The organism is Streptomyces sp. GLSS-08, from assembly GCF_056387915.1.
In genome coordinates this window covers 94,558-110,818 of record NZ_JBWJAQ010000001.1, presented here as the reverse complement: position 1 = coordinate 110,818, position 16,261 = coordinate 94,558, and the positions used below count along the sequence as shown (strand labels likewise).

The window sequence follows — 16,261 nt, the reverse complement described above, 5'->3', positions numbered from 1 at the left end:
GTGCCCGCAGCCGCCGGCCCGCCCCCTCCGCGGCGCACGGCCCGGCCGCCGCGGAGCTGCCCGGCCGCCCCTCGCCCTCGCCTCCCCGCCCCCGGTCCAGGCCGTCCCGTACCGGAAGCGGAAGTCCATCGCGCGGTAATCAGGCGGCTGGTGCTCCCGATGACCTCACCGTGACTGCCCACTGGTGCGCCCAGGCACAGGATGTCGTGACGACAAGGAGCGACATGACTTCGGAAACCGCTGCACCCGAACTGGCCGAGCCCCACCTGCGCCAACTGCTGGCCACCGCCGGACTCGACGTCGAGTACGTGTCCGCGGAGGGCAACACCCTGCGCCGCCGCGCCGAGGACGGTTCCCTGACGCCCGTGCTCGACTTCGCGGGCGGCTACGGTTCCCTGATCCTCGGACACAACCACCCCGAGATCGTCGCCTGCGCCCGCGGACTTCTCGACGCCCACTCGCCCGTGCACGCCCAGTTCTCCTCCCACCCGTACGCCAACCGCCTGGCCGCCGAGCTGAACCGGATCATCCACCGCGAACTGGGCGTCGACGAGCCCTACTACGCGACCTTCGCCAACAGCGGCGCGGAGGCTGTGGAAGCCGCCGTGAAACACGCCGAACTGGACCGCGTGGCACGGCTGTCCGCCGTCATGAGCGAGATCGCGGCCGGCGCCGAGTCCGCGCGCGTGGCGGTGCTGGCCGGCGAGGCGGCGGTCCCCGCCTCCGTGTACGAGCGGCTCGGGGTGCCGCGTCCGGAGCAGGACGAGGACGGTGTCGAGCTGCTGATCGCCGAGGCCGACCGGCGCAACGCCGAGGTCGCCGGGCGGGCACCGGTGCTGCTGGCCCTGGAGGGCGGCTTTCACGGCAAACTGATCGGCAGCGTCCAGCTCACCCACAACGAGGGCTACCGGGCCCCCTTCGCGGCGCTCGGGGTGCGGACGCGCTTCGTGCCCATGGACCGCCCCGACGCGCTGAAGGAGATCCTGGAGCAGGAACGCGGCACCCTCTACGAGATCCGCCACCGTGCGGGCCGCGTCGAGCTGGCCGAGCGCGGTCACCCCGCGTACTGCGCCTTCGTACTGGAGCCGATCCAGGGTGAGGGCGGCATCAGGCCGCTGTCCCGCCAGTTCGCCGAGGAGATCCAGGAGTTCGGCCGGGAGGCGGACTGCCCGCTGGTCATCGACGAGGTGCAGAGCGGCATGGGGCGCACCGGCGCCCTGCTCGCCAGCGCCGTACTGGGCCTGCGCGGCGACTACTACGCCCTCGCCAAGGCCCTGGGCGGCGGCATCGCCAAGGCGTCGGTGATGCTGGTCCGGGAGGCCCGCTACCGGCCGGAGTTCGAGCTGGTGCACAGCTCCACCTTCGCCAAGGACAGTTTCTCCTGCCACATCGCCCTCCGGGTGCTGGAGCTGCTGGAGGCGGACGACGGCCGGGCCTACCGGCAGGCGGCGGAGCGCGGCGAGGCGCTCGCCGCGATGCTCGAACGGGTCAGGGCGGCGTTCCCCGATGTCGTCAGGGAGGTGCGCGGCCGGGGCCTGATGCAGGGTTTCGAGTTCCACGACCAGACCCGGGCGCGGGACCCACGGCTCGCCGAGGCCGCACGCTCCGGACTGTTCGGGTACGTCATCGCCGGACACCTGCTGCACGCGCACGGGATCCGGACCTTCCCCACCGCCAGCGCGGTGCACACCCTGCGCTTCGAGCCCTCCCTCCTCCTCACCGACGAGGAGATCAAGCTCCTGGAGGGGGCGTTGAGCGATGCCTGCCTGATCGTGCGGGACCAGGCGTCCGACCGGCTCGCCGTCCCGGCCTGAGTCGGCCGGCCCGGCACCGAGGAGAACGGCCGGCGGCGCGCCGGCACAGGCCGGCCGGAAAGGACGCGGCTCCGACCGGCCCGACGGACGCGACGGCCTGACGTGCGACGGCCATACCGAAGCGACGGCCATACGGATGCGACGGCCATACGGATGCGACGGCCCCGCGGACGCGACGGCCGTACGCACGCGCGGCCGGGCGGAACAGGGCCCTCCGGCCGGGCGGGACGCCGGGCGGTCCGGCCGGGCGGGACACAGGTCCCGCCGGTCGGCGGAGGACCGGCGTCCGGCGGGAACCGAGGGCCGGCCGCGTCGCCGGGTGCGGGCCACCGCGTAACACCTCCCCCGGTAATTCCGGGAATTCAGCTATGAAAGGGCAGCGGAACGTCATGACGAGTGAGCAAGCTCCGGCGAGCGTCACACACGGCACCGACCGCGACGAGCCGATCGCCGTGGTCGGTCTCGCCTGCCGGCTACCGGGCGCCGACAACCCGTCGGGCTTCTGGGAGTTGCTGGCCAGCGGCTCCAGCGCCATCACCGACGTGCCCGCCGGCCGCTTCCCGGACCCCGCCGCGGCGGCGGTGCGGCGCGGGGGCTTCCTCGACGCCGTGGACGCCTTCGACGCCGGCTTCTTCGGCGTCTCGCCCCGTGAGGCGTCCGGCATGGACCCGCAGCAGCGGATCGTCCTCGAACTGGCCTGGGAGGCCCTGGAGGACGCGGGCCTGGTCCCCGCGTCCCTGCGGGGCAGCCGCACCGCGGTCTTCGTCGGCACCCTGCGCGACGACTACACCAGCCTCCTCTACCAGCGCGGCAGTGCGGCCGTCACCCAGCACACGATGACCGGGGTCAACCGGGGCGTCATCGCCAACCGCGTCTCCTACCACCTGGGGCTGCGCGGCCCGAGCCTGACGGTCGACGCCGCCCAGTCCTCGTCGCTGGTCGCCGTGCACCTGGCCTGCGAGAGCCTGCGCAGCGGAGAGTCCACCACCGCGCTGGCCGCGGGCGTGAACCTCAACCTGCTCGCCGAGCACACCGTGACCGAGGAGCGGTTCGGCGCCCTGTCCCCCGACGGCGTCAGCTACGTCTTCGACGCGCGCGCCAACGGCTTCGTGCCCGGCGAGGGCGCCGGCGTGGTCGTCCTCAAGCCGCTGAGCACCGCGGTGGCCGACGGGGACCGGGTCTACGGCGTCATCCTCGGCAGCGCCGTCAACAACGACGGCGCCACGGCCGGCCTCACGGTCCCCAGCGCGGAGGCGCAGCGGGAGGTGCTGCGGGCCGCCCGCGCCAAGGCCGGTGTGGCCGCCGGGGACGTCCAGTACGTGGAACTGCACGGCACCGGCACGCCGGTCGGGGATCCCGTCGAGGCAGCGGCCCTGGGGGCGGAGCTCGGCGCGGGCCGCACCGGGGGCGACGCGCTGCACGTCGGCTCGGTGAAGACCAACATCGGTCATCTGGAGGGTGCGGCGGGCATCGCAGGACTCGTCAAGACGCTGCTGAGCATCCACCACCGCCTGCTGCCGCCGAGCCTGAACTTCGACACGCCGAACCCCGCCATCCCGCTGGACGAGCTGGGGCTGACCGTACGCACGCAGGCCGGCCCCTGGCCGCGCGCCGACCACCGACTGGTGGCGGGCGTCAGTTCCTTCGGCATGGGTGGCACCAACTGCCACGTGATTCTCGCGGAAGCCCCGGCCACCGCCAGGACCGCCGAGGACGGCACGGCCTCGGGCACGTCCGCCGGGGGCGGGGACGACGATCTGTCCGGCACCGCCGGGAACGTTCCGGGCGTGCTGCCGTGGGTGGTCTCCGGCTCCGGCCGGGCCGGGCTGCGCGCCCAGGCGGCGCGGCTGCACGCGTTCGCGAGCGACATCGCGCCCGACCCGGCGGACGTGGCCTGGTCCCTGGCCACCACCCGCGCCGCCCTGCGGCACCGCGCCGTCGTCCTGGCGCCCGACGCGCGCGGCCTGCTGGACGGCACCGAAGCCCTCGCCGCGGGGCGGGTCGACCCCGCCGTGGTGACCGGGATCGCCCGTCCCGGCCCCGTCGGTTTCGTGTTCACCGGCCAGGGCGCGCAGCGCGTCGGGATGGGGATGCGCCTGTACTCGGCCTTCCCCGCGTACGCCGAGGCGTTCGACGAGGTGGCGGCCGCGCTCTCGGACCACCTGCCCGTCTCGCCCGCCGAGGTGATCCGCACCGGACAGGGCCTGGACGACACGGTCAACACCCAGCCGGCCCTGTTCGCCGTCGAGGTCGCGCTGCACCGGCTGGCCGAGTCGTTCGGGCTGCGCCCCGACTTCGTCGCCGGACACTCCATCGGCGAACTCGCCGCCGGGCACGTGGCCGGGGTGCTCGACCTGCCCGACGCCGCCGCGCTGGTGGCCGCGCGGGCGCGGCTGATGCAGTCCGCGCAACGCGGCGGAGCGATGATCGCCGTAGAGGCGGACGAATCCGAGGTGGCCGAACTGATCGCGAAGCGCCCGCAATTGGCGCTGGCCGCGGTCAACGCCGACCGGTCCACCGTCATCGCAGGTGACGCGGCCGAGGCCGCGGAGGTCGCCGAGGTGCTGCGCGTGCGGGGCCGGCGCGTCCGGCAGCTGACGGTCAGTCACGCCTTCCATTCCCCGCACATGGACGGCATCCTGCGGGACTTCCGCCGGGCCGCCTCAAAGCTCACGTACCACGCGCCGCGCATCCCGGTCGTCTCGACGCTCACCGGAGCCCTGTCCCACGGCGACGAGCTGCGCACCCCCGACTACTGGGCCGACCAGCTGCGCGGCACCGTCCGGTTCGCCGACGCGGTGCGCACCCTGCACGCCCGGAACGTCACCACGCTCGTCGAGATCGGTCCCGACGCGGTGCTCGCCCCGCTGGCCCGGCAGAGCGCCGAGGACCTCACCGCGGTCGCGCTGCTCCGCCAGGACCGCCCGGAGACCGGTGCCCTCCTCACTGCCCTGGCCACCGCCTACGTCAACGGCGCACCGGTGGAGTGGGGCGAGATCCTGCGCGGCAGCGGCGCGCGGCGCATCGATCTGCCGACCTACGCGTTCCAGCGGACCCGTCACTGGCTGGACGACGGCGGAGGGCGGCCGCCCGCCGAGCAGCGCGAGGACATCCCGGGTGCCGCCCCCCGCGCCGCACACGCACCCGAGGGTGAGGCACCCGCCGGGCGCCCCGGCGGCGAGTTCGCCGAGCGGCTGCGGACCATGTCCCCGGCCGGCCGCAGGCACGCCGTGGACGAACTGGTAACCGCCCACATCGCGGCGGTGCTCCAGTACCGGGGCGACGAACCCCTGGACACGCAGACGCCGTTCCAGGAGCTCGGCTTCAGCTCCCTCATGACGACGGAGCTGCGGGTGGCCCTCGCCGAGGCCACCGCACTGCGCCTGCCCACCGGGCTGCTCTTCGACCACCCGACCCCCCGCGCGCTGGCCGCGTTCATCGAGACGGAACTGCTCGGCGAGGACGCCGCGGAAACCGCCGACGGCGCCGCGGACGCGGACGCCGACGAGCCGATCGCGGTCATCGGCATGGCATGCCGCTACCCCGGCGGTGTCGCCTCCCCCGAGGACTTGTGGCGGCTGGTGTCCGAGGGCGTCGACGCCGTGGCGCCCTTCCCCGGGGACCGGGGATGGGACGACGACATCTACGACCCCGACCCGGAGCGGCGCGGCAAGAGCGCGGTCCGGCACGGTGGGTTCCTCACCGGAGCCGGCGAGTTCGACGCCACCTTCTTCGGCATCTCACCGCGCGAGGCCCTCGGCATGGACCCGCAGCAGCGGCTGCTGCTGGAGACCGCCTGGGAGGCCGTCGAGCGGGCCGGACTGCTCCCGGCGGACCTGCACGGCACCCGCACCGGCGTCTTCGTCGGCGCCACCTCCCTCGAGTACGGGCCCCGGATGCAGGACGCGCCCGAGAGCGTGCAGGGGCACGTCCTGACCGGCAGCACGGCCAGCGTCATGTCGGGCCGCATCGCCTACCAGCTCGGGCTGATCGGGCCCGCGGTGACCGCGGACACGGCCTGCTCCTCCTCCCTGGTCGCGCTGCACCTGGCGATCCGTTCCCTGCGGTCGGGCGAGACCAGCCTCGCCCTCGCGGGCGGCGCCGCCGTCATGTCCTCGCCGGGCATGTTCGTGGAGTTCTCCCGGCAGCGCGGCCTCGCCCCCGACGGCCGCTGCAAGTCGTTCGCCGCGTCCGCCGACGGCACCGGCTGGGGTGAGGGCGTGGGCATGCTGCTCGTCGAGCGCCTGTCCGACGCCCGCCGCCACGGCCACCCGGTGCTGGCGGTCATCCGCGGCTCCGCCGTCAACCAGGACGGCGCCAGCAACGGACTCACCGCCCCGAGCGGTCTCGCCCAGCAGCGGGTCATCCGTCAGGCGCTCGCCGACTCGGGCCTGACCCCCGCGGACGTCGATGCCGTCGAGGCCCACGGCACCGGCACCACACTGGGCGACCCCATCGAGGCCGAGGCGCTCATGGCCACCTACGGCAGCGGCCGCGCGGACCGGGAACCGGTGTACCTGGGCTCGCTGAAGTCCAACATCGGGCACGCCCAGGCCGCCGCGGGGGTGGGCGGCGTCATCAAGATGGTCGAGGCCATGCGGCACGGCGTCCTGCCGCGGACCCTGCACGTGGAGGAACCGACCCCGCACGTCGACTGGTCGGCGGGGAGCATCGGCCTGCTGACCGAGGCGCGGGGCTGGCCCGAGACCGGCCGGCCGCGCCGCGCCGCGGTCTCCTCCTTCGGCATCAGCGGCACCAACGCCCACGTGGTCCTGGAGTACGAGCCCGTACCGACGCCCGCGCAGCCGCCCGCGCGGCCCTCCGACGACCCGGCCGGCGCGCCCACCGGGCCCCGGCCGGACGCGTCCGCCACGGACGCCGGCCCCGCCCCCCGCGCGGGCGCGAGCCTGCCGGTGACGGAGCCGGACACCGCCGGCGACGTACGGTTCCCCACCCCCTGGGTGCTGTCCGCGCGGGAGCCTGCGGCGCTGCGCGCCCAGGCGGACCGCCTGCGGCGGCACCTGTCGCCCGACGCCGACGACACCGACGTGGGCTGGTCCCTCGCCGCGACACGGACCGCGTTCGAACATCGGGCGGTGCTCCTCGGCGGGAGCCTGCCCGAGCGTCTGGCGGCCCTGTCGGCGCTCGCCGACGAGGACACGCCGCACCACGCGGACCTCGTCACGGGCAGCGTCGCGGGGGAGGGGCGCACGGCGTTCCTCTTCACCGGCCAGGGCGCCCAGCGCCCCGGCATGGGCCGCGCGCTGTACCGGGCCCACCCGGTCTTCGCCGCCGCGCTCGACGAGGTCTGCGCCGCGTTCGACGGGCTGCTCCCCAGGCCGCTGCGCGAGGTGATGTTCGCCGAGGCGGGCAGCGAGGCCGCCGCGCTGCTCGACGAGACCCGCTACACCCAGCCCGCGCTGTTCGCCGTGGAGAGCGCCCTGTTCCGCCTCCTGCGGCACCACGGCATGACCCCCGACCTGCTGGCCGGCCACTCCATCGGCGAGGTCGCGGCGGCCCACGCGGCCGGGGTGTTCTCCCTCGGCGACGCCGCCGCCCTGGTGGCCGCCCGCGCCCGGCTGATGCAGGCCGCCACCCCCGGCGGCGCCATGATCTCCGTGCAGGCCACGGAGGAGGAGGTGCTCGCCGACCTGGCCGGCCGCGAGAAAGCGCTCGCCGTCGCCGCCGTCAACGGTCCGCGCTCCGTGGTCGTCTCCGGGGACGCCACCGCCGCCGAGGACATCGCCGCCGCCTGGCGCGCCCGGGGCCGCCGGACGTCACGACTGACGGTCAGCCACGCCTTCCATTCCCCGCACATGGACGAGATCCTCGACGAGTTCCGCGCGGTGGCCGCCGGGCTCACCTACCACGAGCCCGCGCTGCCCGTCGTCTCGACCGTCACCGGCCGCCTCGCCACCGCCGCCGAACTGACCTCGCCGGACTACTGGACCGGGCAGATCCGCGCCACCGTCCGCTTCCTCGACGCCGCCCGCGAACTGAGGCGGCGCGGTGCCACCGTGGTCGTCGAGACGGGCCCGGACGCCGTGCTGGCACCGCTCGCGAGCGCCGCCGTCGACGAGGCGTTCACCTCCGTGCCCCTGATGCGGGCCGGCCGTCCCGAGACCAGGAGCGTCGCGGAGGGCATCGCCCGGGCGTACGCGGCGGGCGCCCCGCTCGACGCGGCCGGCTTCTTCCCGGGGGGCAGCGCCGTCGCCCTGCCCACCTACGCCTTCCACCGGGAGCACTTCTGGCTGGCGCCGCAGCCCGCCGCCGGCGCGCGCGGCCTCGGCCTGGACGCGGCGGAACACCCGCTGCTCACCGTCGTCGTGGACCTGGCCGAGCACGGGGACGCCGTATTCACCAGCCGGATCTCCCTGAGCGGGCAGCCCTGGCTGGCCGACCACGTCATCGCCGGCACCGTGCTGCTGCCCGCCACGGCCTTCCTCGAACTGGCAGTCACCGCGGGCGACCACCTGGGCGTGCCGTACGTGGAGGACCTGGCGCTGGAGGCGCCCTTGCCGCTGCCGGCGTCCGGGGCCGTAAGACTGCAGGTCGGCGTGGGCACCCCCGACGGGACGGGCCGGCGCACGTTCACCGTGCACTCCGCGCCGGACACCGACGAGACGTCCCCGCGCACCTGGACCCGGCACGCCTCGGGAACGCTCACCGCGCACACCCGTGACGCCGCACCGGCCGACGACCCGCACCCGGTCGGTGACGCGGCAGGCGATCCGGCACCGGACGACGGCACCTACGCCCGTCTCGCCGGCCTCGGCTACGGCTACGGGCAGGCCTTCCAAAACCTGGTGTCGGTACGGCACGAGGGAGCGGACACGTACGCCGAGGTACGCCTGCCGGAGGAACTGCGCGACCAGGCCGCGCGGTTCGGGCTGCACCCCGCCCTGCTGGACGCCGTCCTGCACCCGCTCGTGCTGGCCTCAGCGCCCGCGGACGACGACGGCACCATCCGCCTGCCCTTCGCCTGGTCCGGCGTCACCGTGCACGCGGGCGGCGCGACCGGACTGTGGGCGCGGATCCGTCCGGTCGGCACCGACACCGTCAGTGTGTCGCTGACCGACCTCGCCGGGGCGCCCGTAGCGGACATCGAGTCGCTGACGTTGCGTCCGGTGGCCAGGAACCGGCTTACCGCACCGGCCGCCGGCTCCCTGTACGAGCTCACCTGGACCCCCGCCCCCGACGCGGCGGAGGGGCCGGTCCCCGCGTGGACGGAGGCGGGCGAGGACCTCACGCACACCGAACCGGCAGAGGTCGTCGTCCTGCGGGCGGCCCGCGCCCAGGACGGCGGCGAGGACGACGGGCAGGACGGCGGACACGCCGCGCTCACCCGCGTCCTGGACGCCGTCCAGCGGTTCCTGTCCGACACGCGGTTCGACGGCTCCCGGCTCGCGGTCGTCACGCACGGGGCCGTCGCCGCGCTGCCCGGCGAGGACATCGCCGACCCGGGCGCCGCCACCGTGTGGGGCCTGATCCGGTCGGCGCGCTCGGAGCACCCGGACCGGCTGCTGCTGATCGACCTCGACCCCGCCGACACCGGCGCCCGGCCGCTGGCCGCCGCGCTGGCCACGGGGGAACCGGAGACGGCCGTACGCTCCGGCACACCGCACACCCCGCGGCTCACCGCGGCCCGCCCCGCGCCCGACGCGGCACCGCCCCGGTTCGACCCGGACGGCACCGTCCTCGTCACCGGCGGCACCGGCGGACTCGGCGCGCTCTTCGCCCGCCACCTGGTGAGCCGGTACGGCGTACAGCACCTGCTGCTCACCAGCCGTCGCGGCCCCGACGCGCCGGGCGCCGGGGAACTGGCCCGCGAACTGCGCGCCCTGGGCGCCTCGGTGACGCTCGCCGCGGCGGACGCAGCCGACCGCGACGCGCTGGCCGCGCTGCTGGACTCCGTCCCCGGCGCCCACCCGCTGACGGCCGTGGTGCACACCGCCGGGGTCCTGGACGACGCCACCGCGCTGTCCCTGACCCCCGAGCGGCTCGACACCGTGCTCGCCCCCAAGGCCGACGCGGCCCGGCATCTGCACGAACTGACCGCCGGGGCCGACCTTTCGGCCTTCGTCCTGTTCTCCTCGGTGTCGGGTCTCCTCGGTACGCCCGGCCAGGGCAACTACGCGGCCGCCAACACCTTCCTGGACGCCCTCGCCCACCACCGTCGCACCCGCGGGCTGCCCGCCGTATCGCTGGCCTGGGGCCTGTGGGACACCGGCAGCGGCATGGGCGCCACCCTCACCGACGGTGAACGCGCCCGCTGGCGACGGTCCGGCCTGCCGCCGCTCACCGCGGAATCGGGCCTGGCCCTGTTCGACGCGGCGCTGGGCGCCGGCGCTCCCGTGCTCGCCCCGGTCACCCTGCGGCCCCCCGAGTCGGGCCCGCCGCACTTCCTGCTGCGCGACCTGCTGCCCGGGCGTGCGACCCGCCGCGCCACGGCGGGCCGCACGGACCAGGCCGGGGACGGATCCGACTGGGCGCGGCGGATCACCGCGCTCGACGGGGACAAACGCGCCGAGGCGGTGCTGGACCTGGTCCGTACCCAGGTCGCGGCGGCCCTCGGACACAGCACGTCGGGAGCCGTCGTACCCGAACGCGCGTTCAAGGACATCGGGTTCGACTCGATGGCCTCGGTGGAGCTGCGCAACCAGCTCGGCCGGGCCACCGGCCTGCGCCTGCCCACCACACTCGTCTTCGACCACCCCACACCCCGCGCCGTCGCCGACCACCTGCTGACCGAGGTGACCCGGGCGAGCACCGCGGAGCGGCCCGCTCCGGCGGGACGGCCCCGGACCCGTGCGACGGCCGACGAGCCGATCGCCATCGTCGGCATGGCGTGCCGCTACCCCGGCGGGGTGTCCTCACCGGACGACCTGTGGCGACTGGCCACCGACGGCGTGGACGCGGTGAGCGAGTTCCCCGCCAACCGCGGCTGGGACCTCACCGCCCTGTACGACCCCGACCCGGACCGCAACGGCACGAGCTACACCCGCCACGGCGGCTTCCTGCACGACGCCGACCTCTTCGACGCCGGCTTCTTCGGGATGTCACCGCGGGAGGCCACGGCCACGGACCCTCAGCAGCGGCTGCTGCTGGAGACCGTCTGGGAGGCGTTCGAGAGCGCCGGCATCGACCCGGCCGCCCTGCGCGGCACACCCACCGGCGTGTTCGCGGGAGCCATGTACGACGACTACGCGGTCCGGGCGTCGGCCGACGCGGGCGAGTTCGAGGGGTTCCTGCTCGCCGGCAACCTCTCCAGCGTCCTGTCCGGCCGGGTGGCCTACACCTACGGTCTGGAGGGCCCGGCCGTCACCGTCGACACCGCCTGCTCCTCCTCCCTCGTCGCCCTGCACCTGGCGGCGAACGCGCTGCGCGGCGGTGAGTGCGACATGGCCCTGGCGGGCGGCGTGACGGTCATGGCGCAGCCGACGACGTTCGTGGAGTTCTCCCGGCAGCGCGGACTCGCGCCCGACGGACGCTGCAAGTCGTTCGCGGACGACGCCGACGGCACCGGCTGGTCCGAGGGCGTCGGCGTACTCGTCCTGGAACGGCTCTCCGACGCCCGGCGCCGGGGACACCAGGTCCTCGCGGTGGTCCGCGGCTCGGCCGTCAACCAGGACGGCGCGAGCAACGGCCTGACGGCGCCCAACGGGCCCGCGCAGGAACGGGTCATCCGCCAGGCCCTGGCCGGGGCGGGCCTGACCCCCGCGGACGTGGACGCGGTCGAGGCGCACGGCACCGGCACCACACTGGGCGACCCCATCGAGGCCACGGCACTGCTCAACACCTACGGCCGGGAGCGTCCGGACGACGGCCGCCCCCTGTGGCTCGGCTCGCTGAAGTCGAACATCGGGCACGCGCAGGCGGCGGCCGGCGTGGGCGGCCTCATCAAGATGGTCAAGGCCATGGAACACGGCGTACTGCCCAGAACCCTGCACGCGCAGGAGCCGAGCCGGCACGTCGACTGGGACTCCGGCGCGGTCGAACTGCTCACCGAGTCCCGCCCATGGCCGGCCGAGGGCCGTCCGCGCCGGGCCGGCATCTCCTCCTTCGGGATCAGCGGCACCAACGCCCACGTCATCATCGAGCAGCCACCCGCCCCGCCCGAGACCGGCGCGGCACCCGGCCCGGCTCCGGAGACGGTCCCCTGGATCGTCACCGCCCGGGACGAGGACGCGCTGCGCGCGCAGGCCGCACGGCTGCACGACCATCTCAGCGCCCGCCCGGACCTCCGACCGGCCGACGTCGCCCTGTCCCTGGCGAGCGGACGGTCCCTCATGGAGCACGGCGCCGTCGTCGTCGGCACCGGCCGCGACGCCCTCCTCGACGGCCTGCACGCCCTCGCGGAGGGACGGACCAGCCGCAGCGTGCTGCGCTCCCACGCCGTCCCGGCGGGCCGCACGGCCTTCCTGTTCACCGGACAGGGCAGTCAGCGCCTGGGCATGGGACGCGAGATGTACGAGACGGCACCCGTGTTCGCCCGGGCGCTGGACGCGGTGTGCGCCGCTCTCGACGGCGCCCTGGAACGGCCGCTCAAGGACGTCCTCTTCGCGGTGGAAGGCAGTGCCGAGGCCGCGTTGCTGGACCGCACCGACTTCACGCAGGCCGCGCTGTTCGCGGTGGAGGTGGCGCTGTTCCGCTGGTTCGAGCACCACGGGCTGCTGCCGGACCTCGTCCTTGGCCACTCCGTCGGCGAGATCGCCGCCGCGCACGCGGCGGGCGTCCTTGACCTGGGCGACGCCGCCGCGCTGGTGGCCGAGCGCGGCCGGCTCATGCGGTCGGCCCGCGCGGGCGGTGCGATGCTCGCCGTCGAGGCCGACGAGGACGAGGTCCGCCGGGTGCTCGACGCGCAGGACGGCACGGTCGCCGTCGCCGCGGTCAACGGACCGCGGGCGGTGGTGGTCTCCGGAGACGCCGACGCCGTCGACGCACTCGCCGCCCGGTGGGAGCGCGAGCGGGTCCGCACCAGGCGGCTCACCGTCAGCCACGCCTTCCACTCGCCGCACATGGACGACGTCCTCGACGCGTTCCGGTCCGCGGCCGCGCGGCTGACCTTCCGGCCGCCGGCGATCCCGGTCGTCTCCGACGTCACCGGCACCCTCGCCACCGACGAGGAGCTGACCTCACCCGACTACTGGGCCCGGCACATCCGCCAGGCCGTGCGCTTCCACGACGGGGTGCGGTGCCTGCAGGAGCAGGGCGTCACCCACTACGTCGAACTCGGCCCCGACGGCGTCCTGACGTCCCTCACCCGTGACGGCCTGACCGAGGAGGCGGCCGTGCTGGTCCCGGCCCTGCGCCGGGGCAGGCCGGAGCCCGAGACGGCCGTCGCGGCCCTCGCGCTCGCGCGGCTGCGCGGCGGCGAGCACGACTGGTCCGCCCTGCTGCCCGGCGCCCGCCGGGTGCCGCTGCCCGGATACGCGTTCCGGCACCGGCGCTACTGGCTCGACGCCCCGGCCCCGCGCAGCGGCGACGCGGCCGGTCTCGGCCTGGGTGCGGTCGACCATCCGCTGTTCGGCGCGTCGGTCCGCAGGGCGGGCAGTGACGAGGTGCTGTTCACCGGCCTGCTGTCGCTGCGGACCCACCCCTGGCTCGCGGAGCACGCGGTGGCGGGCTCGGTGCTGCTGCCCGGAACGGCACTGCTGGAGCTGGCCACCAGCGCCGCCGACCAGGCCGGCAGCGGCCGGGTCGGGGAACTGAACCTCGCGGCACCGCTGGTACTGCCCGAGCACGACGGCGTCCAGATACAGGTCTCCGTGGGCGCCCCCGACGCGGACGGCGAGCGTCCGCTGGAGATCCACGGCCGCACCGGCGAGGACGAGTGGACGCTGCACGCCCACGGCACGCTGGCACCCGCGGTCGGCCGCGCCGAGGGGCTGCTGGTCTGGCCTCCGGCCGGCGCCACGGAGATCGGTCTGGACGGGGTGTACGAGCGCCTCGCCGCGCGGGGGTACGCCTACGGGACCGCGTTCCGCGGCCTGCGACGGCTGTGGCGCGGCGGCGGCGAGCTGTACGCCGAGGTCGTCCTGCCCGAGGAAGCGCGGGCGCACGCGGGGCGGTTCGGGCTGCACCCGGCGCTGCTGGACGCCGCCCTGCACCCCCTGCTGCCCGGCGTCGCGGACGAGTCCGCACCGGCCCGTCTGCCGTTCGCCTGGTCCGACGTGACCGTGCACGCCCCCGGGGCGTCGGCGCTGCGCGTACGGCTGCGCCTGCCGGCGGACACCGCCGCCGACACACTGGAGGCGGAACTGACGGTGGCCGACGGCTCCGGAGTGCCGGTGGCCACCGTGGGCTCGCTGGTGCTGCGCCCGCTGTCCGCCGACGCGGTACGGGCGGCCGGCGCGGGACGCGACGGGTTCCTCCCGCTGGCCTGGTCGGCCCTGCCCGTCCCGGACGGCACCTTGGACACCACCGGCTGGGCCGCTCTCGGTACGCCCCCCGTGGCGTCGCTCACCTCCTGGCCCGACCTGCGGGCGGCGGCCGACGCCCGGCCCGCCACCCTGCTGTGGGAACCTCCGGGGGCGGCGGCCGAGGGCGATCTGCCCGACCGGGCACGGGCCCGGCTCGGCGACGCCCTCACCTTCCTGCAGGCGTTCCTCTCTGACGACCGCTTCGCCGGCACCCGGCTGGTGGTGTGCACCCGCGGGGCGGTGGGAACCGGACCCGGCGAGCCGGTCGACGACCTCGAAGGGGCCGGCCTGTGGGGGCTGCTGCGGGTGACCCAGACCGAGCACCCGGACCGCGTCACCGTCGTGGACATCGGTGCCGGCGGCTGCGAGGAGGCGGAGCTGCGCGCGGCCGTCGCCTCGGGGGAGCCGCAGATCGCGATACGCGGCGGGCGCCTCCTGGTGCCCCGGCTGACCCGCGCCTCCGCCTCGGAAACCGGCTCCGAAGCACTCCGCTGGGACGACGGCACCGTGCTGCTGACCGGCGCCACCGGCGCCCTGGGCGGCGTACTGGCCCGCCATCTGGTCACCGCGCACGGAGCGAGCCGGCTGCTGTTGCTGTCGCGGCGCGGCGACCAGGCTCCCGGTGCCGCCCGGCTGCGGGCCGAACTGGAGGAGCTCGGCGCCGAGGTGACGTTCGCCGCCTGCGACGCCGCCGACCGGGAGGCGCTCGCCAATGTGCTCGCGGCGGTCCCGGCCGAGTTCCCGGTGCGGGCCGTCGTCCACACCGCGGGAGTGCTGGACGACACCGTGGTGGGCGACCTGACACGCGAGCGGCTGGACGCGGTGCTGCGGCCGAAGATCGACGCGGCGTGGAACCTGCACGAGCTCACCCGCGACCGCGACCTGTCCGCGTTCGTGCTGTACTCGTCCGTCGCCGGTCTCATCGGCAACGCCGGCCAGGCCAACTACGCGGCCGGCAACACGTTCCTCGACGCGCTGGCGCAGCACCGCAGCGCGTTGGGACTGCCCGCCACGTCGCTGGCGTGGGGCCTGTGGGCCGACACCAGCACGATCAGCGCCGGCCTGGGCGAGACGGACCTGCGGCGACTGGCGCGGGTCGGGCTGCGGCCGCTGTCCGCCGAAGAGGGCATGACCCTGTTCGACCTCGCGCTGGCCGGCACCCGGCCGGTGGTGGCGCTGACCGGTGTCGACCGGGACGCGCTGCGCCGCCAGGGCGAGCGGGCCGTGCCGGTCCTGCGCGATCTGGTGCCGCGGCCCGCCGGGCGCGGACGCCCCGCCGCGGCGGGGCACGCCTCGGACGAGGCGGCCTCACCGGTCGGGCAACTGGCCGCGCTGGGGCCGGTGGAGCGCGAGAGCGCACTGCTGGACATCGTGCGCGCTCAGGTCGCCGCGGTGCTCGGGCACGGCGACCCCGCGGCCGTCACCGCCGATCTGCCCTTCCAGGACCTCGGCTTCGACTCCCTCACCGCGGTCGAACTGCGCAACCAGCTCACACACGCGGTCGGCCTGCGGCTTCCCACCACCCTCGTGTTCGACCATCCGAGCCCCACGGCCCTCGCCCGGCACCTCTCGGAGCTGGTCGAACGGGAAGCGGGCACGTCCGGCGAGGCGGGTACGTCCGGCGAGGCGGTACTCGCCGAACTGCACCGGGTGGGCTCGGCGATCGGCACGCTGACACCGGCGGACGGCGCCCGGGAGCGCATCACGGCCCGGCTGCGCGAACTGCTGTCCCTCGTGACGGCCCCGGTGCCCGGTGACACCGGTAATGACGCGGGCCCCGCCAAGGAAGCCGATCTGGACACCGCCACCGACGAGGAGCTGTTCGCCCTGTTCGACGAGCTCGACTGACCTCCGACCGGCATCCGAAAAGGTCCGCCCGACTCTCCGACGACGTCCGCCCGACATCCGCCCACAACCGATGGCCGGCCGGCCGGCCGGCGATAGCGCCGGCCGGCCCCCGGCACGACAGGACGGACGCGGCCCCAGCCACCCCCGCGTCCGTTCCCACCAACTCTCGAAGGGTTC

The 16,261-nt window shown here is 75.5% G+C and carries 2 protein-coding genes; both read left to right on the top strand.

Annotated features, from left to right (window positions below; translation table 11 throughout):
- Positions 1–224 precede the first annotated feature (224 nt).
- The gene (locus AC0ZLC_RS00390) at positions 225–1,814 is read left to right on the top strand and encodes an aspartate aminotransferase family protein (RefSeq protein ID WP_476749793.1); all 1,590 of its coding nucleotides are present in this window, start codon (positions 225–227) and stop codon (positions 1,812–1,814) included.
- A gap of 389 nt (positions 1,815–2,203) precedes the next feature.
- Positions 2,204–16,084, top strand: coding sequence for a type I polyketide synthase (locus tag AC0ZLC_RS00385; RefSeq protein WP_476749792.1), 13,881 nt, complete (start codon positions 2,204–2,206; stop codon positions 16,082–16,084).
- The last annotated feature ends 177 nt before the right edge of the window (positions 16,085–16,261 follow it).

What these genes read in the sequence shown, in the direction of transcription:
- AC0ZLC_RS00390 (WP_476749793.1), top strand. Translation starts at nt 225, where the DNA reads ATGACTTCGGAAACCGCTGCACCCGAACTGGCCGAGCCCCACCTGCGC.
- AC0ZLC_RS00385 (WP_476749792.1), top strand. Translation starts at nt 2,204, where the DNA reads ATGACGAGTGAGCAAGCTCCGGCGAGCGTCACACACGGCACCGACCGC.